Consider the following 23111-nt stretch of genomic DNA (forward strand, 5'->3'; position numbering starts at 1 on the left):
TCACGCAGCCAAGAAAAAAACCCATCGAAGCGATTCGATGGGTTTTTCGTTTTTCGCGGGCACCTTGCCTGGCTGGCGAGTCGGCTCGGCAACTCAGCCGTTGGCGAAGACTTTCCCGATCCGGTCCATGGCTTCTTGCAACTGGGCCAGGGAGGTCGCGTACGACAACCGAATGTACTTGCGTGGTTCGGCGAAGCCGAAGTCGAGGCCGGGCACGAGTACGACGTCTGCCTGTTGCAGCAAGGACTGGGTCAGGCGGTCGCTGTCCGCGGCATCCGGGTGCGACACGCCGGTGCAATCGGCATAGACGTAGAAGGCGCCGTCGGGCATCACCGGTACCTGGAAACCCAGGCGCTCGAGCGCCGGCACGATGTAGTCGCGTCGCTCGCGAAACGCCGCCTTTCGGGTCTCGTAGAGCGCGATCGTCTCCGGAAGAAAACAAGCGGTTGCCGCATGCTGCGCGACCGCCGATGGGCAGATGAACAGATTCTGGGCGAGCTTCTCGAACGTCGGCACCATCGACGGCGGTACCACGAGCCAGCCGAGCCGCCAGCCCGTCATGTTGAAATACTTCGAGAAACTGCTGACGACGAGCACGTCGTCGCCGAATGTCAGGGCGGTGGTCGGCTTGCCGTCATACGACAGGCCTTGGTATATCTCGTCGACGAGCGTGAAACCACCGCGCGCGCGCACCGCCTTCACGATGCGCGACAGCTCGTCGGGCGCGATCGAAGTGCCGGTCGGATTGGATGGCGAGGCGAGCAGCACCCCCTTGGTCGCCGAACGCCAGTGCGCCTCGATGCGCTCGGCCGTGAGCTGGAACCGCTCGGCCGGGCCGGAGGGGACCAGCACCGGCTTGCCGTCGAAGGTCGACACGAAATGACGGTTGCACGGATAGCACGGATCCGGCATCAGCACTTCGTCGCCCACACCCACGAGTGCCGCACACGCGAGGACGAGGGCGGCCGACGCCCCGGCAGTCACGACGATGCGCGACGGATCGACCTCCACGCCGTAAAAACTGCGGTAGTAGTCGGCAATGGCATGGCGCAGCGCTGGAATCCCCATCGCGCCGGTGTACTGCGTACGCCCGTCGCGCATCGCCTTCGCGGCGGCCTCGATCACCGCCTCAGGGGCAGTGAAGTCCGGCTCCCCGATCCCCATGTGAATCACGCGATGTCCGGCCTTCTCGCGCAATGCCGCCTGCTTCGCCAGTTCCATGACGTGGAACGGCGCGATGTCGTCGACACGTTGTGCCAGTTTCAGCGCGGCGGGAGCGAGTTCGGGAGTGCGGTCCATGATGTGTGGGGGGGCGGTACGGTTGCAGGTGGGGGGAGACTCGCGGGACGAGGGGAAACACACGCCGCTGGGCCCATGGAGGGCGGGCGGCCCGACAGGCGCCGGCATCGACGGGCTGGAAAGCCCGGGATGCCGGGGGCGCGTCGGTCGTCCCGACCGCCCGCGCTGCGTCAGGCGCTCTTGTCGCGCCCGGCGTTGCGGCGATTGGCCGCGACTTCGTCTGGACGAACCTCGGCGGCGAACTTGTCGAGCACGCCGTTCACGAAGCGATGGCCGTCGACACCGCCGAAGGTCTTGACAACCTCCACGGCCTCGTTGATCACCACACGGTACGGCACGTCCTGCAAGTGAATCAGCTCGTAGGCGCCGATGATCAGTGCCGCGTGTTCGATCGGCGACAACTGGGCCGCCGGCCGGTCCAGGTACGGCTGGAGTTGCTTCGACAAGGCGTCCGCCTCGCGAATGCTGCCATGCAGAACCGCGTCCAGGTGGGCGTGGTCGGCCTTGTCGTAGCCGGGGGTAGTGCGCAAATGCGCATCGATCTCACCCGCGTGACCGCGCGAAAGCAGCCATTGATACAACCCTTGCAGCGCAAATTCGCGCGCGCGGCGGCGAGCACTCTTCATTACCGATCTTCCTCTTCGTCTTCGTCTTCGTCCGATCCGTCGTCGCCGCCGAGCATGTCGATGGCTTCGAGCAGATTGGCCATTTCCACCGCCACGCGGGCTGCGTCGCGGCCCTTCTCGGCGGCGCGCACTTCGGCCTGTTCGTCGTTTTCGGTGGTGAGCACCGCGTTTGCGATGGGGATACCGAAATCCAGGCCGATGCGCGTGATGCCGGCACCGCTTTCGTTCGAGACGAGCTCAAAATGATACGTCTCGCCCCGGATCACCGCGCCAAGCGCGATGAGCGCGTCGAACTGGCCGCATTCGGCCATCTTTTGCAATGCCAGCGGGATTTCCAGTGCGCCGGGTACCGTCACGAGCAACACATCTTCGCCCTCGACGCCGAGACGCTCGAGCTCCGCCACGGCAGCGGTGCGCAGTGCCGCGCAAACGGCGTCGTTGAATCGTGCTTGCACGATACCCACGCGCAGGCCTTCACCGTCGAGTTCCGGCTGGTATTGTCCGATGTCCATAATGGGCTTCCTCAAAAAAAAGTACCGTCCAGGCGGTGCGGCCAACGTTGTGCCGGGCAAGCCTCAGGCAGGCCGTGCTCGGCTTTGCGACGCCCCGTCGTCGTTGTCCGGCGAGGCATCGATACTTGCAATCGTCCCGGTATTCGCAACACTCGCGGCAACGACCGCGCGTGCGCGACGGGGCATGCCGGCGACCCGGCTGAATCCCACCGGATCAGATAGCCTCGGCGCCCGGCATCGGTTGGAAACCGGTGACTTCGAGGCCATAACCTGCCATGTTCGGGATCTTGCGCGGATTCGACAGCACTCGCATTTTACCGACGCCGAGTTCCCGCAGTATCTGCGCACCAACGCCGTGCGTGCGGAAGTCGACCGGGCGACGTTTTGCGCGGGCCGCTTTCTCGGATTCGTCGAGGGCTTCGAACTGGCTGAAAAGATGCTCCGGCGTTTCCACACAGTTGAGCAACACCACCACGCCCTTGCCAGCCTCGGCAATCGCCTGCATCGCGCCGGCCAGCGTCCACGAGTGGGTCGACACGCCGGTCTCGAGCAGGTCGAGCACCGACAGAGGTTCGTGCACGCGCACGAGCGTCTCGTCGTCCGGTGTGGGCGTGCCACGCACCAGCGCCAGGTGCGGCGCGCCGCTGGGCTTGTCGCGGTACAGCGTGGCCTGGAACGAACCCCATGCCGTTTGCATTTCGCGCGTCGCGACCGTCTCGATCATCGATTCGGTGCGGCTGCGATAGTGAATCAGGTCGACGATGGTGCCGATCTTGATGTTGTGCTGTTCAGCGAACTCGAGCAACTGCGGCAGGCGTGCCATTGTGCCGTCGTCGTTCATGATTTCGCAGATGACGGCCGCGGGCGTCAGGCCGGCCATCGCCGTGAGGTCGCAACCGGCTTCGGTATGACCTGCGCGCACCAGCACACCGCCGGGCTGCGCCATGATCGGGAACACGTGCCCCGGCTGGACGATGTCTTCCGGGCGGGCGTCGCGCGAGATGGCGGTTTGGACCGTGTGGGCGCGATCGGCCGCGGAGATGCCCGTGGTGACCCCTTCGGCCGCCTCGATCGACAGCGTGAACGCCGTGCCGTACTGCGTGCCGTTGCGATAGGTCATCAGCGGCAGGTTGAGCTGCTTGCAACGCGCTTGCGTGAGTGTCAGGCAAATCAGGCCCCGGCCGTACTTCGCCATGAAGTTGATGGCTTCGGGCGTCGCGAATTCGGCCGCCATGACCAGATCGCCCTCGTTTTCACGATCTTCCTCGTCGACGAGGACAACCATGCGGCCGGCCTTCAGCTCGGCAATGATTTCTTCTGTAGTGGCCAACGGCATAGCGGACAACGCGGGAGCTGAATTTGGAAAGGCTCTATTCTACGCCAAGCCGGTGCGCGGCTGCGCCCGAATCTCGCGCGGCATGGCCCGGAAAATCGATTGACGACGACATTTTGAGGGCCATCCGAATCGGTCGACGGACAAATCGTGCGAGCCCCTGCGCGACGGGCGCCATCGTCGTCGGAAAATGCTCAATACAAAGGTATTGACCTAAGTGTTTGGGCTGCCTATAGTTAGGCACATGGCTAATCAACCCATTCCTCTCGACCGGATATTCCAGGCGCTGTCAGATCCCACACGACGCGCGGTCGTCGAGCGACTCACGCTCGGCCCGGCATCGGTGAGCGAGCTGGCGCGTCCGTTCCCGATGGCGTTGCCGTCGTTCTCGCAGCATCTGAACGTGCTGGAGGAGAGCGGTCTCGTGGTCTCGCGCAAGACCGGACGCGTGCGAACCTATGCCCTGGAGACCGGGACATTGGCGGGGGCGCAGGATTGGCTTCAGTTGCAGCGCGACAAATGGACGCGCCGCCTCGATCAACTCGACAGCTACTTGCTGCAAATGAAGGAGACGTGAACATGACTCGTGCCAACCTTTTCTCCGTCGACCCGAAGCTGGATCTGGTACTCGAGCGTTATGTCGACGTGCCTTGCGAGCGCGTGTGGGCGGCCTGGACGCAGCCGGAGCACATCAGGAAGTGGTTCACGCCCGCACCGTGGCAGACCGTGGAGTGCGAGATCGATCTGCGCCCGGGCGGCCTGTTCCGCACCGTGATGCGCTCGCCCGAAGGGCAGCAGTTCCCGAACGTGGGCTGCTACCTGGAGGTGGTCGAGAACACGCGCCTCGTCTGGACGAATGCGGTGCTGCCGGGCTTTCGTCCGGCGCCGGCACCCGTCGAGGAGCACGGTGGTTTTCAGTTCACCGCCGCCGTGCTGATGGAGGCACAGGGCAAGGGCACCCGTTACACGGCCATTGCGATGCACGGGAATGAAGCGACGCGGGCGCAGCACGAAGCCATGGGCTTCCATGATGGTTGGGGCAAGGCGCTCGATCAATTGGTCGCATTGATGAAGTGAGCGATGTGAGGCGCATCGGCCCAGGCGGAAGCGGACTCACCTGAACGTACCCGGTCGCAGCGCCCGGAGGGCGCCTCGGTGCCATCTCGAGGGTGCCTTGGCGGTGCCGCGAACGGCATTTCTCCCCCGAACGAAAATGGGACGCACCTACCGAACTTGTCCGCCCGAATTCATGGGGGGATGCTCGGGGTGCGTCCTTTTCATGCCCTGAGGCCACGGCGATGCGCGCCGTGGCGGAGGGCGCGTCAGGCGCCGAGATAGGCGCGCTTGATGTCGTCGTTCGCCAGCAGATTCGCGGCCGAGTCGGCGAGCACGACGCGTCCGGTCTCGAGCACGTAACCGCGGTCGGCCACGTGCAGGGCCTTGTTCGCGTTCTGCTCCACCAGAAACACGGTCACGCCTTCCTCGCGGATCGCGCGAATGATGTCGAAGATCTGTGCGATCACGAGCGGCGCGAGGCCGAGCGTCGGTTCGTCGAGCAACAACAGGCGCGGACGGCTCATCAGCGCCCGCCCGATTGCCAGCATTTGCTGCTCGCCGCCCGACATCGTGCCGGCGCGCTGCTTGCCGCGTTGCGCGAGTCTCGGAAACAGCTTGAAGACGTGGTCCATGCCGGCGTCGATGTCGTCCTTCGACGCGAAGAAACCGCCCATCTTCAGGTTTTCGATGACGGTCAGGCTCGGGAACACGCGACGGCCCTCCGGCGAGATCGCCAGGCCCATGCGCATGATCTCGTGCGTGGGGCAGCCGGTAATGTCGTTGCCTTCGAACATCACGCGTCCGCTCGAGGCGCGCGGCGTGCCGCACACGGTCATCATCAACGTCGTCTTGCCGGCGCCGTTGCTGCCGATGAGCGTGACGATCTCGCCCTTGTTCACTTCGATCGACACGCCCGAGAGCGCCTCGACGGCCCCGTAGTGGGTGTGGATCTGTTCCAGCTTGAGCATTATTCCTCCCCGAGGTAGGCCTTGATGACGCGAGGATCGTTGCGCACCTCGTCGGGCTTGCCGGTCATGATCGGCTTGCCGTGCTCCATCACGAGAATCCGGTCCGAGACACCCATCACGAGACTCATGTCGTGTTCGATGAGCAGCACCGAGATACCGAACTCGTGACGCAAATTGTCGACGAGCTGCTGCAGTTCGACCTTCTCCTGCGGGTTCAGACCGGCCGCCGGTTCGTCGAGCATGAGCAGCCGAGGTTCGGTGATCATGCAGCGTGCGATTTCGAGGCGTCGCTGATGACCATAGGACAGCGTGCCGGCCTCCCGGTTGGCGACCGCGGTCAACCCCAGCCGGTCGAGCCAGTGCTTGGCGCGCTCGAGTGCCGTGCGCTCGGCGCGGCGGAACGGCCCCGTGGAGAACAGTCCTTGCAGAAAGCCGCTGTGTACGCGCATGTGCTGCGCAACGAGCAGGTTCTCCACGACCGTCAACTGACGGAACAGACGAATGTTCTGGAACGTGCGCACCAGTCCGCGACGCGCGACCATATGGCTGGGCAAGCCCGTGATGTTCTCGCCGTCAAGCATGATCGAACCGCCCGTCGGCCGATAGAAGCCGCCCACGCAGTTGAAGACGGTCGTCTTGCCCGCGCCGTTCGGGCCGATGATCGCGAAGACTTCGTTCTTGCGGACGTCGAACTCGACGCCGTCGACTGCCAGCAGACCGCCGAAGCGCATTTGCAGGCCGGAGAGTTTCAACAGTTCTGCGCTCATTGCGGCAACTCCACATGCGGGCGGGTGGCGGGCAGCAGCCCTTGCGGACGCCACATCATCATCAGCACCATCACGAGACCGAAGATCAGCATGCGGTACTCGGCGAAGTCGCGGGCAACCTCGGGCAGCACCGTGAGCAGCACGGCCGCGAGAATCACACCGATCTGCGAACCCATGCCGCCGAGCACCACCACGGCAAGAATCAGTGCCGACTCGATGAACGTGAACGACTCGGGCGTGACCAGCCCCTGACGCGCGGCGAAGAACGCGCCGGCGAGTCCGGCGAACGACGCTCCCAGCGTGAACGCCGAGAGCTTGATGCGCGTGGGATTCAGGCCGAGCGAGCGACAGGCGATTTCGTCTTCGCGCAGCGCTTCCCATGCGCGGCCGATCGGCATGCGGATCAGACGGCTGGTGACGAACAGGGTAAAGCCGACGAGCGCGAACGCAAGCAGGTACAGCCAGATCACCATGTGCGAACCGCTATAGTCGAGCCCGATCAGTTCGTGAAAGGTCTTCACGCCTTCCACGCTCGACGAGCGCGCCATCTCGAAGCCGAACACGCTCGGCTTTGGAATGCCCGATACGCCGTCCGGGCCACCGGTGAGGCTCGTCAGGTTGTTGAGCATCAGCCGGATAATTTCGCCGAAGCCAAGCGTCACGATCGCCAGATAGTCGCCGCGCAAGCGCAGCACCGGAAAGCCGAGCAGGAACCCGAACGTGGCCGACATGAGCGCGGCAATCGGCAGGCATTCCCAGAACGTGAGGCCGAAATACTGGTTGAGCAGCGCGTACGTATAGCCGCCGACCGCATAAAAGCCGACGTAGCCCAGGTCGAGCAGCCCCGCGAACCCCACCACGATGTTGAGACCGAGGCCAAGCACGCAGTAGATGAGCGCGAGCGTGGCCACGTCCACCGCGCCGCGCGAGCCGACGAACGGCCACACGAGACCGACGGCGAGCAACACCCACATGGCAGTGAGTTGCTGGCGACGTCCCATCGCGGGTACGGCGGGTAGCTTGATGGCGCGTCGTGAGCGCACGAGCATCGGCTTGATCAACTGGAACACGAACACGATGGCGGCCGCGATCCAGACCGGACGCCAATGCTGTTCGAGCACCACCTTGTAGCCGTCGAGCTTCAGTTGCAGGCCCAGGATGGGGGCCGTGAGGATGATCGTCACGATCGTGGCGATGACCGCGCCCTTGAGCGTTTCGCCCGCCGGAGAGCGGTTCGCCGCACCGGACTTGAGAGTGAATTGTTGTGTCATGGTCGACCTCAGACTTTCTCGACGTCGGGCTTGCCCAACAGGCCGGTCGGGCGGAACAGCAGCACGAGCACCAGCAGGCAGAACGCCACGATGTCCTTGTACTCGGAGGGCATGTAGCCGGACGCGAGCGTCTCCGCCAGGCCCAGCAGCACGCCGCCCAGCATGGCGCCGGGAATGCTGCCGATGCCGCCGAGCACGGCGGCCGTGAAGGCCTTGATGCCCGCGATGAAGCCGATGTACGGGTTGAGCTTGCCGATGGTCAGCCCGATCAGCACGCCGCCCACGGCGGCGAGCATGGCGCCGAGCACGAACGTGAACGAGATCACGCGGTTCGTGTCGATGCCGAGCAGGTTGGCCATGCGCATGTCCTCGGCACAGGCGCGGCAGGCGCGTCCCATGCGCGAGTTGGCGATGAACAGCGTGAGCAGGATCATCAGCGCGACGGTGACGCCGACGATCAGCATGCGGGCGTAGGGAATCGTCACGGTGAAGTCGCCCATCGGAATGTCGATGGCACCGGAGATCAGCATTGGCACGGAAACGTCACGCGCGCCCTGGCCGATCTGCACGTAGTTCTGCAGAAAAATGGACATGCCGATCGCGGAGATCAGCGGCCCCAGGCGAGGTCCGCCGCGCAGCGGGCGATACGCGACCCGCTCGATCGCGAAGCCGTAAAGGCCCGTGATCAGCACCGACACCAGCAGCGCCGCGCCCAGCACGAGCGGCAAGGGGTAACCCGCCGCCGTTCCGATCGCAGTCAGTGTGACAAGCCCGACGTAGGCGCCGATCATGTAGATCTCGCCGTGGGCAAAGTTGATCATGCCGATGATGCCGTAGACCATTGTGTAGCCAATGGCGATCAGCGCATAGATCGCACCCAGCGTCAGGCCATTGACCAGTTGCTGGGCAAGCTGTGGGAAAAATTCGTTCATGCGGGAAGCCTCGCGACGAGCGGGGGCCGAGCGCGAATGCGAGCCGCCCGCCGGGAGCGGCGGGCGGCTGGGGGAGATTCGCTGGCCGGTAAAGCGTCAGGGAATCAGTTGGCGGCGGTCTTGGTGGCGTCCTTGTGCCAGGTGTAGACGACGAACTTGAACGACTTCAGATCGCCGGCAGCGTCATAGGCCACCTTGCCGATCGGCGTGTCGAACGTATTCGCGTGCAGGTACTTGGCCACCTTTTCCGGGTCCGTGCTCTTCGCGCCGGCAATGCTCTTGGCGATCAGTTGCACGCCCGTGTACGCCGGCATCTGGAACGGACCGTTCGGGTCGCGCTTGGCATCAGCGAAGGCCTTCACCAGCTTGGCGTTGGCCGGGTCGGCGGCGAAGTCGGCCGGCAGCGTGACCAGCATGCCTTCCGAGGCCGGGCCGGCAATGGCCGTCACGTCCTTGTTACCCACACCTTCCGGTCCCATGAACGTCGCCTTCACGCCTTGCTCGCGCGCCTGGCGCAGCAGCAGGCCCATTTCCGGGTGGTAGCCGCCGAAGTACACGAAGTCCACGCCCTGCGACTTGAGCTTGGTGATGACCGCCGAGTAGTCCGAGTCACCGGCGTTGATGCCTTCGAACAGCACCACCGGGATCTTGGCGGCGTCGAGGTCCTTCTTCACCGAGGTGGCGATGCCCTGGCCGTACGACTGCTTGTCGTGCAGCACGGCAACCTTCTTCGGCTTGACCTTGTTGATGATGTACTGGGCGGCCGCCGGGCCCTGCTGATCGTCGCGACCGATCGTGCGGAAGATGAAGTGACGCTTCTTGCCTTCGGTCAGTTGCGGGGCGGTGGCCGACGGCGTGATCATCACCACGCCTTCGTTTTCGTAGATGTCCGATGCCGGGATCGTCGATCCCGAGCACACGTGACCGATCACATACTTGATCTTCTGGCTGACGATCTTGTTGGCGACGGCGACCGCCTGCTTCGGCTCGCATGCATCGTCCATCATCACGGCTTCCAGCTTGTTGCCGTTCGCACCGCCTGCCGCGTTGATTTGTTCGATGGCGGTCAGTGCACCGGCCTTGACCATGTCGCCGTACTGGGCCACCGAGCCGCTGAACGGGCCGGCGATGGCGATCTTGACGGTCTCGGCGTTGGCGGCCGTACCGATGAAGGCGAGGGCAGCGGCGACGAACAGGGATTTGTGACGGAACTGCATTGTGGACATCTCCTTGATTTGTATTTTTTGACGACCCGGGCGTGCGGGACGCCTCAATCGACTGCTGAACCTGGTCGGTATTGGATCATTCTGCCGTGACCGGCGAGAACGATGCGCCATAGTAGCGTAATAAGCCGTCAAATTGGAACAGCAATGCGCGGCCACCTCGAAACCCGCATGGATAAAGGATTTCAAAAGGGTCGGAATGGGAAAATAAGAGTCGTCACATCGATACTCCGTAGTACTACGCAGATGATGTGAGGGGGGGCAACGGCGCGATTACCGGAATCGGGGCCATGATGACGGGCGACATTGGATTACGTGTTTGTACATTTTGGATACAATTTTTCGGCAATTGAAATCCAATCAATTCCCATTGCATCTGATCCGATATATCGGTGCCCATATCCGCGGGTCGCTCCCCCGTGGGAGTCAGACGCCCGAAGCGCAAGCCAATGCCTTCCCGCCGGGGCCGTGGTCGAAGGGCATTACATCGCGAGCGCGTGACGGCGGGTGCGCGAGTGCCGGATCAGCGCGAGAAATGCGGCGAGGATCGGTGATTCGTCGTCGCGCCGGTACATGCAATTCAGTTCGATCGCGCGCAGTCGCCGCGACTTGAGCGGTCGATAAACCACACCGGGCAGTCGCAGATTCGCCGCCGACTCGGTCGTCACGCAAATGCCGAACCGGCTCGCCACGAGCGCCATCGACGTCACGACATCCTCCACCTCCTGTTCGACGCGCAGCGTCACGCCTTCATCGCGAAACGCGGCCGCGACCTCTTCGGCAAGGCCCGGCACCGGCGCGTTCGGATAGAGGATCATGCGTTCGTTGTCGAGGTCGGCGAGCGTGAGCGATGCGCGCGTGCACAGCGGGTGACCCTCATACAGCGCGACGAGGTACGGTTCCCGTTGAATCCAGTCGACGACGAGGTCAGGTTCGTCCGGGATCAGCCGGTTGAAACCGATGGCGATGCGTCGCTCGCGCAGGGCCGCGATCTGCTCGGTCTTCGACAGATTGTGCAATCCGATCTTGACCTCCGGACGTTCGGTATGAAAGCTCGCGAGCAACCTCGGAATCGCGTTGAGAATGCCCGAGCTGAAGATGCCGACGTCGAGACGTCCGATATAGCCGGCGCCCGCCAGACGCGTCTGCTCCTCGGCGCGGCGCGTGAGCGACAGAATGTTCGGCACCTCGTCGAGCAGCGTTTGTCCGGCGGCGGTCAGCGTCGCCCCTTTGGGCGTGCGCACGAACAGCGCGGTGCCCAGTTGTGCCTCGAGTGCATGAATGTGCCGCGTGAGCGGCGGCTGCGCCATGTTGAGCCGCTGCGCCGCCCGCCCGAAATGACCCTCCTGCGCCACGGCAAGGAAGTAACGCATCTGCTTGATGTCCATGAAAGCCTCGTTCGGTGCCGGACGGACGCTGTGCACGCCCGTCACTCAATACCGGAATGGTATCGGAATCTGGAAATTTGGTATTGGACGGTATCCGCCCGGGCGCGCATCATAAGGCACGACGCCGCTCAATCCGGCATTTTCAGGGGACAGCCTCATGCCAATCGTACATATCAACCTGGTGGAAGGTCGCGACGACGCCACCGTCAAGGCCTGCGTGAAGGCCGTGGCACGCACCGTGCACGAAACGCTCGGCGCGCCGCTCGAATCGATTCGTGTCTATGCCACGCAAGTGCCGGCCGCCCACTGGGCCGTGGGCGAGCGCACCAAGGACGAGCCGGCGGCGCCGGCCAAGGCTGGCGCGTGATGGGCACGATCGAACGACACGACGAGGCGACGCGTGCGCGTCTGCAGCAGGCCGCCGACGCGTTGCACGAAGCCGAGCGCTCGCACCGGTTCATCGCCCCGCTGCGCGAGACGTATGCGCCCTTGAGCATCGACGAGGCCTACGCGATTCAGCGCATCAATACCGAGCGCCGTCTGGCCGCGGGGCGCCGCATCGTCGGCTGCAAGATCGGCCTGACGTCGGTCGCGGTGCAAAAGCAACTGGGCGTGGACCAACCGGACTTCGGCATGCTTTTCGACGACATGGGGTATGGCGACGGCGAGCCGATTCCCGCTTCGATCCTCACGCAGCCGAAGATCGAAGCCGAGATTGCCTTCGTGATCGGCCGCGACCTGAACATCGAGCATCCCGGACAGCTCGACGTGCTCAACGCCATCGACTACGCCTTGCCGGCGCTGGAGATCGTGGGCAGCCGCGTGGCCGACTGGAACATTCGCATCACCGACACGATCGCCGATAACGCGTCTTCGTCCGCTTTCGTTATCGGCAACACGCCGAAGAAGCTCTCCGAGTTCGACGTGCGCATGTGCGGCATGGTCATGGAGCGTCGCGGCGAGCCGGTGTCGGTGGGGGCTGGTGCCGCGTGCCTGGGCAGTCCGATCAACGCCGTGGTGTGGCTCGCCCGCACGATGGCGGCCGTGGGCACGCCGCTCAGGGCCGGTGACCTGGTGCTCTCCGGCGCGCTGGGCCCGATGGCGGCCGTGACGCCCGGCGATATTTTCGAGACCCGTATCAATGGCCTGGGTTCGGTGCGCGCCGTCTTCGCCCCGGCCGACTCTGCCAGCGAGGCTGCACGATGAGCCACATTCAAGACTACGCCAAGCTGCTCGACGACGCGGCCCACTTCGCCCACGAAGTCGAACAGTTCGACACCGACAATCGTCTGTCGCTCGACGACGCCTACGCCATCCAGGCCGCCTCGCTCGCCCGGCGCGCCGAACGCGGCGAGACGCGCGTCGGCGTGAAGATGGGGTTCACCAGCCGCGCGAAGATGATCCAGATGGGGCTGTCCGACGTGATCTGGGGGCGCCTCACGTCCGGCATGCAGGTCGAGGAGGGCACGTCGATCGACTTCAGGCGCTACGTCCATCCGCGTGTCGAGCCGGAGATTGCGTTCATTCTGAAGAAGCCGCTCGAAGGCAATGTCACGGGCCCGCAGGCGCTCGCGGCGGTCGAGGCCATCGCGCCGGCCATCGAGATCATCGATTCCCGCTACAAGGACTTCAAGTTCACGCTGCCCGAGGTGATCGCGGACAATGCATCGTCCAGCGGCTTCGTGATCGGCGCATGGCACGATCCGCACGTCGACTTCTCGAACCTCGGGCTGGCGATGACGATCAACGGCCGCACGGCGCAGGTCGGGTCGACGGCGGCGCTGCTCGGTCATCCGCTGCGTTCGCTGGTGGCGGCCGCGCGTTTGTCGGCGGCGGCCGGCGAGCCGCTGCAGGCGGGCTGGATCGTGATGGCCGGCGGCGCCACGCCCGCCGAGTACATCCAGCCGGGGCAGTATGTCTCGGTCGAGATGGAAACGCTCGGTCGCGTGGGATTCCACGTCTGAGCCCGACGTTCGCGCGGTATGAAGAAACACGGGGCGCACCTCAACGGGCGCCCCGTGTTTTTTCAGGGCAATGCGAGTCGTGTGTGGGGGGCGACGAAGGTGCGCCGCACCACTTCGCCGCGTGCGCGCCGCGCTTCAGTGCTGCACGAGGCGGGCCATGACGCGCAGGTCGTTGTCGATCGTGCGTACATCGGTGAAGCGCAACGTCAGCTTGTCGTCGAGCGACGAGAGCGCCGGCAGATGGAACATGCCTTGCGCATCGCCGAGAATGCAGGGCGCGAAATAGGCGAGCAGCTCGTCGACGCAGTGCTCGCGCAACAGCGAGCCATTGAGCTTGTATCCGGCTTCCACGTGGATTTCGTTGAGCTGACGCTCGCCCAGCACGCGAAGGAGCGCCGGCAGCTCGACCTTGCCGTTCGCATTCGGCAAATCGAGCACTTCCACCCCGAGATCGCGCAGGCGTGCCACGCGCGCGGCATCGCCGTCGGCGCACACCACGAGGGCGTTACCGTCAGCGAGCACTCTCGCGGCCGGAGAAATGTCCAGATGCGAGTCGACGACAATGCGCAGCGGCTGGCGCGTGGTCTGCACCTCGCGCACGGTCAGCGAGGGATCGTCTTCGCGCACCGTACCGATACCCGTCAGGATGGCGCAGGCGCGTGCGCGCCACGCATGCCCGTCGGCGCGCGCGGCCGCACCGGTGATCCACTGGCTCGCACCGTTGTTGAGCGCCGTCTTGCCGTCGAGGCTCGCGGCCACTTTCAGGCGTACCCACGGCGTGCCGCGCGTCATGCGGGCGACGAAGCCGATGTTCATTTCGCGCGCTTCCTGTTCGAGCAGGCCGCAGCGCACGTCGACGCCGGCGTCGCGCAGCATGGCCAACCCCCGCCCTGCGACGACGGGATTCGGGTCTTCCATCGCGGCGATCACGCGCTTGACGCCGGCCTCGATGAGCCCTTTCGCGCAGGGCGGCGTGCGCCCGTAATGGCTGCACGGCTCGAGTGTGACGTACGCGGTGGCACCTCGCAGCGTCTCGCCGCGTGCGCGCGCGTCTTTCATCGCCTGCACCTCGGCGTGGTCCTGACCGGCGGGTTGCGTGAAGCCCTCGCCGATGACACGCTCGTCCTGCACGATCACGCAGCCCACGCGCGGGTTCGGCGTGGTCGTGAACATCGCTTGCTCGGCAAGGGCGAGCGCGCGGCGCATGTGGGCAAAGTCCTGTTCGGAAAACATGAGGCGTCAGAGCATCAATGGCCGGTCGGTCAAGGTATTGGCCGACACGGCGCCGGCGTGCGCCGGCAGGGATTCACGCGCGATCGCGCGCAGGGTCTCCAGGGCGTCGAGCACACTCTGGACGTATCGTTCTTCGCGAAATCCGTCGCTCATCCTGGCTACGACGGCATCCCACGTGCGAGCGGGCACCAAGGCGTTGACGCCCTTGTCGGCGATGAGCTCGATGTCGTGATCGGCGAGGTTGATGTACAGCAGAATGCCCGTGCGCTCGTTCGTGTGCACGATCCCGAGCTGGCGAAACAGATGCACGGCGCGTTGCCGGCACGTCTGGCCGTGCCAGACGGCCGCCAGCGGCATGGCCGCTTCGATGACGAGCCGGATCTCGCAACGGTGCTCCAATTCCGACGCCCGGATCGCGGCCTCGAGTGTGTCGAGCGCCTTGTCCGGGAAAATCCAGCGAGCATGGGCGCGCCACGTGCCGAAGTGCCGTAGCCAGCGCGAGAGGTTGTGCACGCCACTGGCGTCGGACTCCGGCGCGTACGCCTGAGCGGCAGAGGCGTCGCCGTGGTGAGGATCTCTCGCGTGCGCGGGGGAAGTCGAGTGCGTTTCGTGTGCCATGGTGATCACCAGTTCCCCGACGAGCCGCCGCCGTCGAATCCGCCGCCTCCGCCACCGCCGAAGCCGCCCCCACCGCCACCGCCGCCAAAGTCGCCACCGTCATTGCGACCCCAGCCGCCGCCGAGTCCACCGCCCAGCCCGCCGCCGAGAACACCGCCGAAACCGCCGGGGCCAATGCGGCCACCGCGCCCGCCGGTGAGCACGCGCGAGCGCGGATCGTTCACGCCGGCGCCGGGCAGGCCGGGACCGCGAAAGCGTCGGCGGCTTTCCATGAGCACGACCATGCCGATGATGAACACGATGAAGAGCAGCGGCAGGAAGTCTGACAGATCCGAGTGCGGAGCCCGTGTCGACGGCAAGTTCGGTGCGGGCAGCGGCTCGTTGTTCATGGCGGCTTCCACGGCGGCCACGCCTGCGGCCAGGCCGCCGAAGAAGTCACCGTTGCGGAAGTGGGGCGCCATCACGTCGCGCAGAATGCGACCGGAGATGGCGTCGGTGAGCGAGCCCTGCACGCCGCGTCCGACTTCGATGCGCATCTTGCGCAGGTCGTTCGGATTGTCCTTGGCAATGAGCAGGATCACCCCGTCGTCGACACCCTTACGGCCCGCTTTCCACGCATCCGCCACACGAATGCTGTACTGATCGATGGTCTCGGGCGCCGTGGTGGGCACCATCAGGATGAAGATCTGGCTGCCGCGTTGTTGCTCGTACTGCGCCAGCTGGGTCTCCAGAGCGTTGCGCTGCTCCGGCGTGAGCGTGCCGGTGAGATCGGTCACGCGTGCCGTGAGCGCGGGCACGGCCACCAGGTCTTGCGCGCCGGCGGGCAGCGCCAGCCAGCACAGGCAAACGAGCGTCAGCGCCAGCAGGGTCCAAAACGCGCGCGCTGCCCGGCCACGGGCCGCCCGCGGCGCATCCGGGCAGGGGCATGCGTGCCTGGCGGAACGCACTGACCGCCCTGAATTTGCCGGAATCGCCCGGATGGCCGGAACAGTCGCCATGACGTGCTCCTTAGAACTTGACTGCCGGCGCCGTCGAAATGGCTTTTTCGTTCTCGACCGTGAAATTCGGTTTCGGGCCGTAGCCGAACATCTTCGCCGTCAGGTTGTTCGGGAACTGGCGCACGTAGACGTTGTAGTCCTGCACGGCTTGAATGTAGCGATTGCGCGCCACGGTAATGCGGTTCTCGGTGCCCTCGAGCTGCGACTGGAGGTCGCGGAACAGGCCGTCGGCCTTCAGGTTCGGATAGTTCTCCGAGACGGCCATCAGTCGCGAGAGTGCGCCGGAGAGCTCCCCCTGCGCCTGCTGGAATCGCTTGAACGCCTCGGGGTCGTTCAGCGTCTCCGGCGTGACCGTGATGCTCGTGGCCTTCGCGCGCGCGTTGATCACTTCGGTCAGTGTCGATTGCTCGTGCGCGGCGTAGCCCTTGACCGTGTTCACCAGGTTCGGGACCAGATCGGCGCGACGCTGGTACTGGTTGACGACCTCGCTCCAGGCCGCCTTGACAGCCTCGTCCTTGACCTGGATCTCGTTGTATCCGCAGGCGGAGAGCAGCGACGTGAGCAGGCCGAGGGCCAGCCAGCGCAGGAACGACTGACGAAGCTTCGTCGGCAGCAGCATTTGCATGATGTTTCCCCTTGTAATGTTCGAACGGGACGATGGGCGACGCGCGAGCGCCATGACGCAAAGCGTACGCCAGCGGCCCCGGGCGCTCACGCGAGCGTCCCAAACGCCTCGCGGGCGGCGGCGATCGTCGCGTCGATGATCGTGTCGTCGTGCGTGGCGGAGACGAAGCCGGCTTCGAATGCGCTCGGGGCGAGATAGACGCCCCGATCGAGCATGCCGTGGAAGAATTTGTTGAAGCGGGCGACGTCCGACGTGGTGACTTCGGCGAAGCTTTGCGGCACGCTCGCGCGGAAGTACAGGCCGAACATGCCGCCCACGCTGTCGCCCGAGAACGGCACGCCGACCGCCTGCGCCGCGTCGACGAGCCCATTCACCAGCCGCGACGTGCGTGTGGCCAGGTCTTCGTAGAAGCCCGGCGTCTGGATCAGCCTGAGCGTGGCGAGTCCGGCCGCCACGGCCAGCGGGTTGCCCGAGAGCGTGCCTGCCTGATAGACGCCGCCCAGCGGCGCGAGGTGCGACATGATGTCGCGTCGTCCGCCGAAGGCCGCCGCCGGCATGCCGCCGCCGATGACCTTGCCCAGGCAGGTGAGGTCGGCGGTGATGCCGTAGAGCGCCTGAGCGCCACCCAGCCCCACGCGGAAGCCGCACATCACTTCGTCGAAAATCAGCACCGCGCCGTGCGCGGTGCACAGCTCGCGCAGCGACTGCAGGAAGTGGCGCGAGCCGCGCACGAGATTCATGTTGCCGGCGACCGGCTCGACGATCACCGCGGCGATTTCGCCGCCCTGACCGGCAAAGAGCTCGCGCAGTTGCTCGACATTGTTGTACTCCAGCACGAGCGTGTCGCGCGTGACTTCGGGCGGCACGCCGGCCGACGACGGTGCATTGCGCGTCGAATCCGCAAACGTGAGCAAGCCGGAGCCGGCCTTCACGAGCAGGCTGTCGGCATGGCCGTGGTAGCAGCCTTCGAACTTCACGATCTTGTTGCGGCCTGTGAAGCCGCGCGCGAGACGCAGCGCGCTCATGGTCGCCTCGGTGCCCGAGGACACCAGCCGCACCTGTTCGATGGACGGCACGAGACGGCAGATTTCCTCGGCCATGACCACTTCGGCTTCGGTCGGCGCGCCGAAGCTGAAGCCCTGCGACATCGCGGTCTGCACGGCGGCAACGACGTCGGGATGCAGATGGCCGACGATCATTGGCCCCCACGAGCCGATGTAGTCGATATAGCGCGTGCCTTCGGCGTCCCACATATAGGGGCCCTGGGCGCGGGCGATGAAACGCGGGGTGCCGCCCACGGAGCGGAAAGCGCGCACGGGCGAGTTGACCCCGCCGGGAATGGTTTGCTGGGCGCGCTCGAAAAGGGCGGCGTTGGTGGTGGATTCGGACATGACTTCAGTTAGGCGGTGTTGGCGGGCACACGGGCCCCGATGCGTCGATTCTAGCGGATGCCGCCCGGCTGCGGGACTTCTCGCAGGGCGGGGCATCTGTTAGATTGGGGGCAACTTTCTCAACGTCAAGGAAATACAGGCCCGTCGACATGTCCACCGTGAACTCCCAACGTCCCTCGATCACCGTCTCGACGCTAGATGTCGAACGCCTCGAATCGCTCATGGCGCAGGCGCCGCGCGCGGCATTGCCGTATGTGGAGGCACTCGAAACAGAGCTTGCCCGGGCGAGTGTCGTTGATCCGGAGCAGATCCCGGCCGACATCGCCACCATGAATTCGGTGGTGCGCTATCGTGATCTGGCCACGCAGCAGGCCCACCGTGTGACGCTCGTGTATCCGCAGCATCTTGCGAGCACGGAGAACGGCCTGTCGGTGCTCGCGCCGGTGGGCAGCGCGCTACTCGGACTGCGCGTCGGGCAGTCGATCCACTGGCAGGTGCCGGGCGGACGCCTGATCGAGCTCGAACTGCTCGGCATCGACTACCAGCCGGAAGCGGCTGGCGATTATCACCGCTGATTCACGTCTTCCGCAGCATCATTGGGAGATTCGGATCTCCCGAGTCTCCCAAACATCCCCCCGTCGCACATAACGTTTTCCTCGGGCTCGACTGTCCGCTCGTCTCGTCGTTCCGCGCAGTCTCGCGTCGTTCACCGACGCAGCCAGCCGCGCGCGATCGGCCATGCCAGCAGGCGTCGATAGATGCCTTCGAACACCGCGGTCACGATGCGGCTGGTCTCGCGCGCGCCGGCGCTGCGCATGATCAGCGCGACCACGATCGAGACGACGAACGCGCCGAGCATGTCGACGGGCCAATGCACGCCAAGGTAGACACGCGCCCAGCACACGGGCAGGGCACAGAGCAGCAGCAGCTTGCCGAGCAGTCGCGGCGTACGCGCCACCGTGCCCATCAACACGAACGCGGCCGTGAACATGATCGAGGCGTGATTGCTCGGAAACGCGCTGGTGGCGGCGTGCGGGAGCAGGTTCGTGCCCAGTCCGACAACGAAGGGGCGCGGTTCGAACCAGGCCAGCCCGATGACGAAGTTGACCAGCAGCACCAGGCCTACGCCCAGCAGGCCGTGCACGGCGCCCTCGCGGTCGCGTCCGCCTGCGAGCCAAAGCGTCGCCAGCCCCACCGGCAAGAGCAGAATCAGGTACTTGGCGAGAAAGACGGCGACAGCCAGTTCGCCTTCGCTCACGTTAGGCGAAGCGTTGATGGCCAGAAAGAGCGCGCGATTGATCGAATCCATTGAGTCCGGAGGGCGAAAAAATAGCCGCCGGACCCCGCGACCCGACCGGACTGCCCCGGGGGCGGTGCCAGCGCATCGACGGCCGCCGGCAGGCGGATTGTGACGAAAACATGACAGATTCTGACTGAGCCGCCGGCCGGTGGAAAGTTTCCATTGTCATCATTTTGTAACACGTTGAATTGTCACTTTTCTTTCGACGCGCTCGGGGGTAGAATCGCGCCGTCTTAGTTCTCAGGAGGTCCTTCCGTGGACAGTAGTTCCAGTGGTAGTTGCCGGTCGACGCAGGTCGACGCCAATACCGCGAGTTAGTCCCCGGGATCTTCCCCGCCGCTGACTCGCATCGTCGGGTCGGCGCGCTCCTCAGACATTCCTCTTGATTGCCCCATCGCCCCTGGCCGTCGCGCCGGAGGACCGGTTTGGGCCGTATCGATAGCGGCTGTCTTTCGTAGCACGCTCCCTAACAAGTTTTACGTATGCCGTTCGGGCTGTCCTGCCGTGCGTGTGCGTTCGCGTTTCGTTTCCCCCGCCTCGCGGGCGGCGAATACGATCCCGGCGCCCGCGTGGGTCGGATCGCCGCGCGGCCGGGGGATTTATCGTGTTCCGTTACTCCATGACCCTTCGCGGAGGCAATCCGCAAGCACTGATGCTGCCGTCGCAGTGTCTGCATCACTTTCACGTCGATCCGCATGCCGAGAGCGCTGGCGTTGCCCGACCGGGCGCGCGAGCACGCGTCGCGCAGTGGTTGCGCGCCGTGATGCGACGGGGTGAAAAGCACGCGGGTTGATCCGCGCCCATGACGATTCCAGGGCGTTCGCGATCCGTCGGCGCGCCCAATGGCTTTCCAAGGATGTATCCGATGCAACAAGCTCTCACGCTCAGCGAGCGTCTGATTGCGGTGCTTGGCGCGCGCCTCGGCCTGCGCTTCTTCCGCCGTCGCGACATGCTCGAAACCCTCGATGCGCCCGCCCATGGCCACGAGGCACCGCCAGGTTTGGCCGACGCCGCGCGCGACGCGGGTCCGGACCTGCTCGCGCGTCTGCACACCACTCGCGACGGCCTGTCCGACGACGAAGCGGCGACCGTGCGCGAGCACGTGGGTGCCAACGAAGTCGAGCACGAGAAGCCGCTGCCCTGGTGGCGCCACCTCTTCAACTGCTACCGCAATCCTTTCAATCTGCTGCTCTCGGCACTGGCCGCGGTCTCGTACGCGACCGACGACACCGAGGGAACGATCATCATCGCGACGATGGTGATCATTTCCACGGTGTTGCGATTCGTGCAGGAAGCGCGTTCGAACAAGGCGGCCGAGAAGCTCAAGGCCATGGTCCGCACCACGGCCACCGTGCTGCGTCGCGACACCGCGATCGACGCGGCGAATGTGCGCGCGCTGGGCCGCATGGGCCGCGAGATCCCGCTCGCCGACCTTGTGCCGGGCGATATCGTGCTGCTTGCGGCGGGTGACATGATTCCGGCGGACGTGCGCATCCTGAGCGCCAAGGACCTGTTCGTCTCGCAGTCGGCGCTCACGGGCGAGGCGCTTCCGGTCGAGAAGTTCGCGCACGCCTGCGAATCCGTCGGCAGCAACCCGCTGGCTTACGACAATCTCGCGTTCATGGGCACGAACGTGGTGAGTGGCTCCGCCACGGCCGTCGTGGTCGCGACCGGTGCGCGCACGTTCTTCGGGTCGCTCGCGCAGCGCGTCACCGCGCAGCAGCCCACGGTCACGTCGTTCCAGCAGGGCGTGAACCGCGTCTCGTGGGTGCTCATCCGCTTCATGATGGTGATGACGCCCATCGTGCTGCTCATCAACGGCTTTACCAAGCATGACTGGCTCGAAGCCTCGCTCTTCGCGCTGTCGGTGGCCGTTGGCCTCACGCCCGAAATGCTGCCGATGATCGTGACCGCCACGCTCGCCAAGGGTGCGGTAGTGCTCTCGCGCAAGAAGGTGATCGTCAAGCGCCTCGACGCGATCCAGAACTTCGGCGCCATGGACGTACTGTGCACCGACAAGACCGGCACGCTCACGCAGGACAGGATCTGCCTCGAGCGCCACACCGACGTCTGGGGCCACGCCTCGGAAGACGTGCTCGAGTACGCGTACCTCAACAGCTTCTATCAGACGGGGCTCAAGAACCTGCTCGACGTGGCCGTGCTCGACCATGCCGAATTGCACCAGCGGCTCGACGTGGTCAATCGCTATCGCAAGATCGACGAAATTCCGTTCGACTTCCAGCGCCGTCGCATGTCGGTGGTGGTGAGCGAGAACGGCGAGCATCACGAGTTGATCTGCAAGGGGGCGGTGGAAGAAGTGCTGGCCGTGTGCGACCGGGTGCAGCACGGCGCGAATGTGGAGCCGCTCACGCCCGATGTGCTCGCACGCCTGCGCCGCGTGACGGCGGACCTGAATGCCGAAGGGCTGCGCGTCGTGGCGGTGGCCACGCGCCATCTGCCGCCGGTGCGCGAGCGCTACGACGTTGCGGACGAGAGCGCACTGGTGCTGGTCGGCTACATCGCGTTTCTCGATCCGCCCAAGGAGTCGACGGCCCCGGCGCTGAGCGCGCTCGCCGCGTCGGGCGTCGACGTCAAGGTGCTGACCGGCGACAACGATCTCGTGACGGCCAAGGTCTGCCGGGAGGTCGGCCTGAAGGTGACCGGCTGCGTGCTGGGCGACGACATCGAATCGATGACCGACGCCGAACTGGCGCAGACGGTCGAGCGTGCCAATGTCTTTGCCAAGCTCACGCCGGCGCACAAGGAGCGCCTGGTGCGCACGCTGCGCGCGAATGGCCACGTGGTCGGCTTCATGGGCGACGGCATCAACGACGCGCCCGCGTTGCGCGCGGCCGACATCGGCATTTCGGTGGACACCGCCGTGGACATCGCCAAGGAGGCCGCTGACCTCATCCTGCTGGAGAAGAGCCTCATGGTGCTCGAGCAGGGCGTGATCGAAGGGCGGCGCACGTTTGCGAACATGCTCAAGTACATCAAGATGACAGCCAGCTCGAACTTCGGCAATGTCTTCTCGGTGCTCATCGCAAGTGCATTCCTGCCGTTCCTGCCGATGCTCCCGCTGCAACTGCTCACGCAGAACCTGCTCTACGATCTGTCGCAGACCACGATTCCGTTCGACAACGTCGACGACGAACAACTGACGAAGCCGCAACAGTGGAATCCGGCGGATCTGTCGCGCTTCATGGTGTTCTTCGGCCCGATCAGCTCGATTTTCGACGTGCTGACGTTCGTCGCGATGTGGCACCTGTTCGGCGCGAACAGTGCGGCGCATCAGTCGCTGTTCCAGTCGGGATGGTTCGTCGAAGGGCTGCTCTCGCAGACGCTGATCGTGCACCTGATCCGCACGCGCCGTCTGCCCTTCATTCAGAGCCGCGCCGCCTGGCCGCTGATGCTGATGACGGGCGCGGTCATGCTGATCGGCCTGATGCTGCCGATGTCGCCGTTCGCCGACACGTTCAGGATGCAGGCGCTGCCCCTCGCGTATTTCCCGATGCTGGCCGCGATCCTGCTCGCCTATGCCGTGCTCACGCAGATGATGAAGGGCATGTTCGCACGCCGCTTCGGCTGGCAGTGATACGGCACGCCC

At 65.1% G+C, this 23111-nt stretch carries 24 protein-coding genes; 8 read left to right on the forward strand and 16 right to left on the reverse strand.

Annotation, left to right across the window (positions count from 1 at the left end; translation table 11 throughout):
• Positions 1–93: 93 nt before the first annotated feature.
• The 4 genes from W930_RS0123270 to ribBA all read right to left on the reverse strand — a co-directional run bounded on the left by W930_RS0123270 (position 94) and on the right by ribBA (position 3773).
• Positions 94–1299: a pyridoxal phosphate-dependent aminotransferase gene (locus W930_RS0123270; protein WP_036642273.1), complete on the reverse strand. Its 1206-nt coding sequence runs from the start codon at positions 1297–1299 to the stop codon at positions 94–96.
• Between the two features lie 170 nt (positions 1300–1469).
• On the reverse strand, positions 1470–1925 hold the full coding sequence (gene nusB, locus W930_RS0123275) for a transcription antitermination factor NusB (RefSeq protein ID WP_023597253.1): 456 nt from the start codon (positions 1923–1925) through the stop codon (positions 1470–1472).
• Positions 1925–2437, reverse strand: coding sequence for a 6,7-dimethyl-8-ribityllumazine synthase (ribH, locus tag W930_RS0123280; protein ID WP_023873325.1), 513 nt, complete (start codon positions 2435–2437; stop codon positions 1925–1927). The genes nusB and ribH overlap by 1 nt, the downstream gene beginning before the upstream one ends.
• A gap of 214 nt (positions 2438–2651) precedes the next feature.
• Positions 2652–3773: a bifunctional 3,4-dihydroxy-2-butanone-4-phosphate synthase/GTP cyclohydrolase II gene (gene ribBA / locus W930_RS0123285; protein ID WP_024788703.1), complete on the reverse strand. Its 1122-nt coding sequence runs from the start codon at positions 3771–3773 to the stop codon at positions 2652–2654.
• A 241-nt stretch (positions 3774–4014) separates the two neighbouring features.
• Between ribBA and W930_RS0123290 the strand changes: the two genes are divergently transcribed.
• A complete protein-coding gene (locus W930_RS0123290) occupies positions 4015–4347 on the forward strand; it encodes a helix-turn-helix transcriptional regulator (RefSeq protein WP_023597252.1) in 333 nt (110 codons plus the stop codon).
• A gap of 2 nt (positions 4348–4349) precedes the next feature.
• A complete protein-coding gene (locus tag W930_RS0123295) occupies positions 4350–4847 on the forward strand; it encodes an SRPBCC family protein (protein WP_023873326.1) in 498 nt (165 codons plus the stop codon).
• 245 nt (positions 4848–5092) lie between these two features.
• Here W930_RS0123295 and W930_RS0123300 read toward each other — a convergent pair whose 3' ends face one another.
• The 6 genes from W930_RS0123300 to W930_RS0123325 form a co-directional block, all read right to left on the reverse strand.
• Complete coding sequence (locus W930_RS0123300) at positions 5093–5794, reverse strand: ABC transporter ATP-binding protein (protein WP_023597250.1); 702 nt, start codon at positions 5792–5794, stop codon at positions 5093–5095.
• Positions 5794–6561: a high-affinity branched-chain amino acid ABC transporter ATP-binding protein LivG gene (gene livG / locus W930_RS0123305; protein WP_023873327.1), complete on the reverse strand. Its 768-nt coding sequence runs from the start codon at positions 6559–6561 to the stop codon at positions 5794–5796. Before livG ends, W930_RS0123300 begins: the two co-directional genes overlap by 1 nt.
• Positions 6558–7832, reverse strand: a complete 1275-nt coding sequence (locus W930_RS0123310) for a high-affinity branched-chain amino acid ABC transporter permease LivM (RefSeq protein ID WP_023873328.1) — start codon at positions 7830–7832, stop codon at positions 6558–6560. The genes livG and W930_RS0123310 overlap by 4 nt, the downstream gene beginning before the upstream one ends.
• 8 nt (positions 7833–7840) lie before the next feature.
• Positions 7841–8764 (reverse strand): high-affinity branched-chain amino acid ABC transporter permease LivH, encoded by a 924-nt coding sequence (gene livH, locus W930_RS0123315; protein ID WP_023597247.1) that lies wholly within the window; start codon positions 8762–8764, stop codon positions 7841–7843.
• Positions 8765–8868: 104 nt separating this feature from the next.
• Positions 8869–9981: a branched-chain amino acid ABC transporter substrate-binding protein gene (locus W930_RS0123320; RefSeq protein WP_023597246.1), complete on the reverse strand. Its 1113-nt coding sequence runs from the start codon at positions 9979–9981 to the stop codon at positions 8869–8871.
• Between the two features lie 488 nt (positions 9982–10469).
• Positions 10470–11375, reverse strand: coding sequence for a LysR substrate-binding domain-containing protein (locus W930_RS0123325; protein ID WP_023597245.1), 906 nt, complete (start codon positions 11373–11375; stop codon positions 10470–10472).
• A gap of 157 nt (positions 11376–11532) precedes the next feature.
• Here W930_RS0123325 and W930_RS0123330 point away from each other — a divergent pair, with 157 nt between their 5' ends.
• Genes W930_RS0123330 through W930_RS0123340 form a run of 3 tightly spaced genes read left to right on the forward strand, consistent with a single transcriptional unit; the run spans position 11533 to position 13339 of the window.
• Positions 11533–11742 carry a tautomerase family protein gene (locus W930_RS0123330; protein ID WP_023597244.1) on the forward strand — a complete coding sequence of 70 codons (210 nt, stop codon included), beginning with the start codon at positions 11533–11535 and terminating at the stop codon, positions 11740–11742.
• Positions 11742–12581 (forward strand): 2-keto-4-pentenoate hydratase, encoded by an 840-nt coding sequence (locus W930_RS0123335; protein ID WP_023597243.1) that lies wholly within the window; start codon positions 11742–11744, stop codon positions 12579–12581. The genes W930_RS0123330 and W930_RS0123335 overlap by 1 nt, the downstream gene beginning before the upstream one ends.
• On the forward strand, positions 12578–13339 hold the full coding sequence (locus tag W930_RS0123340) for a 2-keto-4-pentenoate hydratase (RefSeq protein ID WP_023597242.1): 762 nt from the start codon (positions 12578–12580) through the stop codon (positions 13337–13339). Before W930_RS0123335 ends, W930_RS0123340 begins: the two co-directional genes overlap by 4 nt.
• A gap of 135 nt (positions 13340–13474) precedes the next feature.
• Here the strand turns inward: W930_RS0123340 and ribD are convergent, their stop codons facing one another.
• The 5 genes from ribD to hemL all read right to left on the reverse strand — a co-directional run bounded on the left by ribD (position 13475) and on the right by hemL (position 18204).
• Positions 13475–14572, reverse strand: a complete 1098-nt coding sequence (gene ribD / locus W930_RS0123345; protein ID WP_024788704.1) for a bifunctional diaminohydroxyphosphoribosylaminopyrimidine deaminase/5-amino-6-(5-phosphoribosylamino)uracil reductase RibD — start codon at positions 14570–14572, stop codon at positions 13475–13477.
• A gap of 6 nt (positions 14573–14578) precedes the next feature.
• The gene (locus W930_RS0123350; RefSeq protein WP_145929430.1) at positions 14579–15190 is read right to left on the reverse strand and encodes a TPM domain-containing protein; all 612 of its coding nucleotides are present in this window, start codon (positions 15188–15190) and stop codon (positions 14579–14581) included.
• A gap of 5 nt (positions 15191–15195) precedes the next feature.
• Positions 15196–16188 (reverse strand): YgcG family protein, encoded by a 993-nt coding sequence (locus W930_RS0123355; protein WP_080685223.1) that lies wholly within the window; start codon positions 16186–16188, stop codon positions 15196–15198.
• A 10-nt stretch (positions 16189–16198) separates the two neighbouring features.
• Complete coding sequence (locus W930_RS0123360) at positions 16199–16813, reverse strand: LemA family protein (RefSeq protein WP_023597238.1); 615 nt, start codon at positions 16811–16813, stop codon at positions 16199–16201.
• 86 nt (positions 16814–16899) lie between these two features.
• Positions 16900–18204 carry a glutamate-1-semialdehyde 2,1-aminomutase gene (gene hemL, locus W930_RS0123365; protein ID WP_023597237.1) on the reverse strand — a complete coding sequence of 435 codons (1305 nt, stop codon included), beginning with the start codon at positions 18202–18204 and terminating at the stop codon, positions 16900–16902.
• 149 nt (positions 18205–18353) lie between these two features.
• Between hemL and rnk the strand changes: the two genes are divergently transcribed.
• Positions 18354–18779, forward strand: coding sequence for a nucleoside diphosphate kinase regulator (gene rnk / locus W930_RS0123370; RefSeq protein WP_023873332.1), 426 nt, complete (start codon positions 18354–18356; stop codon positions 18777–18779).
• 131 nt (positions 18780–18910) lie between these two features.
• On the opposite strand, the gene W930_RS0123375 is transcribed toward rnk, so the two are convergent.
• Positions 18911–19513 (reverse strand): phosphatase PAP2 family protein, encoded by a 603-nt coding sequence (locus W930_RS0123375; RefSeq protein ID WP_023873333.1) that lies wholly within the window; start codon positions 19511–19513, stop codon positions 18911–18913.
• Between the two features lie 610 nt (positions 19514–20123).
• On the opposite strand from W930_RS0123375, the gene W930_RS30930 reads away from it, so the two are divergent.
• Together W930_RS30930 and mgtA are read left to right on the forward strand one after the other, a co-directional pair.
• The gene (locus W930_RS30930) at positions 20124–20297 is read left to right on the forward strand and encodes a hypothetical protein (protein ID WP_023873334.1); all 174 of its coding nucleotides are present in this window, start codon (positions 20124–20126) and stop codon (positions 20295–20297) included.
• Between the two features lie 72 nt (positions 20298–20369).
• On the forward strand, positions 20370–23099 hold the full coding sequence (gene mgtA, locus W930_RS0123385) for a magnesium-translocating P-type ATPase (RefSeq protein ID WP_024788705.1): 2730 nt from the start codon (positions 20370–20372) through the stop codon (positions 23097–23099).
• Positions 23100–23111 lie beyond the last annotated feature (12 nt).

The organism is Pandoraea sp. E26, from assembly GCF_000681415.1.
Taxonomy (GTDB): Bacteria; Pseudomonadota; Gammaproteobacteria; order Burkholderiales; family Burkholderiaceae; genus Pandoraea; species Pandoraea pnomenusa.

Bases quoted from the DNA above. Each gene is read 5' to 3' on its own strand.
- livG (WP_023873327.1), bottom strand. From the start codon at position 6,561: ATGAGCGCAGAACTGTTGAAACTCTCCGGCCTGCAAATGCGCTTCGGC.
- nusB (WP_023597253.1), bottom strand. From the start codon at position 1,925: ATGAAGAGTGCTCGCCGCCGCGCGCGCGAATTTGCGCTGCAAGGGTTG.
- W930_RS0123300 (WP_023597250.1), bottom strand. From the start codon at position 5,794: ATGCTCAAGCTGGAACAGATCCACACCCACTACGGGGCCGTCGAGGCG.
- W930_RS0123335 (WP_023597243.1), top strand. From the start codon at position 11,742: ATGGGCACGATCGAACGACACGACGAGGCGACGCGTGCGCGTCTGCAG.
- ribH (WP_023873325.1), bottom strand. From the start codon at position 2,437: ATGGACATCGGACAATACCAGCCGGAACTCGACGGTGAAGGCCTGCGC.
- livH (WP_023597247.1), bottom strand. From the start codon at position 8,764: ATGAACGAATTTTTCCCACAGCTTGCCCAGCAACTGGTCAATGGCCTG.
- W930_RS0123330 (WP_023597244.1), top strand. From the start codon at position 11,533: ATGCCAATCGTACATATCAACCTGGTGGAAGGTCGCGACGACGCCACC.
- W930_RS0123340 (WP_023597242.1), top strand. From the start codon at position 12,578: ATGAGCCACATTCAAGACTACGCCAAGCTGCTCGACGACGCGGCCCAC.
- W930_RS0123310 (WP_023873328.1), bottom strand. From the start codon at position 7,832: ATGACACAACAATTCACTCTCAAGTCCGGTGCGGCGAACCGCTCTCCG.
- W930_RS30930 (WP_023873334.1), top strand. From the start codon at position 20,124: ATGACCCTTCGCGGAGGCAATCCGCAAGCACTGATGCTGCCGTCGCAG.
- W930_RS0123295 (WP_023873326.1), top strand. From the start codon at position 4,350: ATGACTCGTGCCAACCTTTTCTCCGTCGACCCGAAGCTGGATCTGGTA.
- W930_RS0123325 (WP_023597245.1), bottom strand. From the start codon at position 11,375: ATGGACATCAAGCAGATGCGTTACTTCCTTGCCGTGGCGCAGGAGGGT.
- W930_RS0123350 (WP_145929430.1), bottom strand. From the start codon at position 15,190: ATGGCACACGAAACGCACTCGACTTCCCCCGCGCACGCGAGAGATCCT.
- hemL (WP_023597237.1), bottom strand. From the start codon at position 18,204: ATGTCCGAATCCACCACCAACGCCGCCCTTTTCGAGCGCGCCCAGCAA.
- W930_RS0123290 (WP_023597252.1), top strand. From the start codon at position 4,015: ATGGCTAATCAACCCATTCCTCTCGACCGGATATTCCAGGCGCTGTCA.
- mgtA (WP_024788705.1), top strand. From the start codon at position 20,370: ATGCAACAAGCTCTCACGCTCAGCGAGCGTCTGATTGCGGTGCTTGGC.
- W930_RS0123375 (WP_023873333.1), bottom strand. From the start codon at position 19,513: ATGGATTCGATCAATCGCGCGCTCTTTCTGGCCATCAACGCTTCGCCT.
- rnk (WP_023873332.1), top strand. From the start codon at position 18,354: ATGTCCACCGTGAACTCCCAACGTCCCTCGATCACCGTCTCGACGCTA.
- ribBA (WP_024788703.1), bottom strand. From the start codon at position 3,773: ATGCCGTTGGCCACTACAGAAGAAATCATTGCCGAGCTGAAGGCCGGC.
- W930_RS0123320 (WP_023597246.1), bottom strand. From the start codon at position 9,981: ATGCAGTTCCGTCACAAATCCCTGTTCGTCGCCGCTGCCCTCGCCTTC.
- ribD (WP_024788704.1), bottom strand. From the start codon at position 14,572: ATGTTTTCCGAACAGGACTTTGCCCACATGCGCCGCGCGCTCGCCCTT.
- W930_RS0123355 (WP_080685223.1), bottom strand. From the start codon at position 16,188: ATGGCGACTGTTCCGGCCATCCGGGCGATTCCGGCAAATTCAGGGCGG.
- W930_RS0123360 (WP_023597238.1), bottom strand. From the start codon at position 16,813: ATGCAAATGCTGCTGCCGACGAAGCTTCGTCAGTCGTTCCTGCGCTGG.
- W930_RS0123270 (WP_036642273.1), bottom strand. From the start codon at position 1,299: ATGGACCGCACTCCCGAACTCGCTCCCGCCGCGCTGAAACTGGCACAA.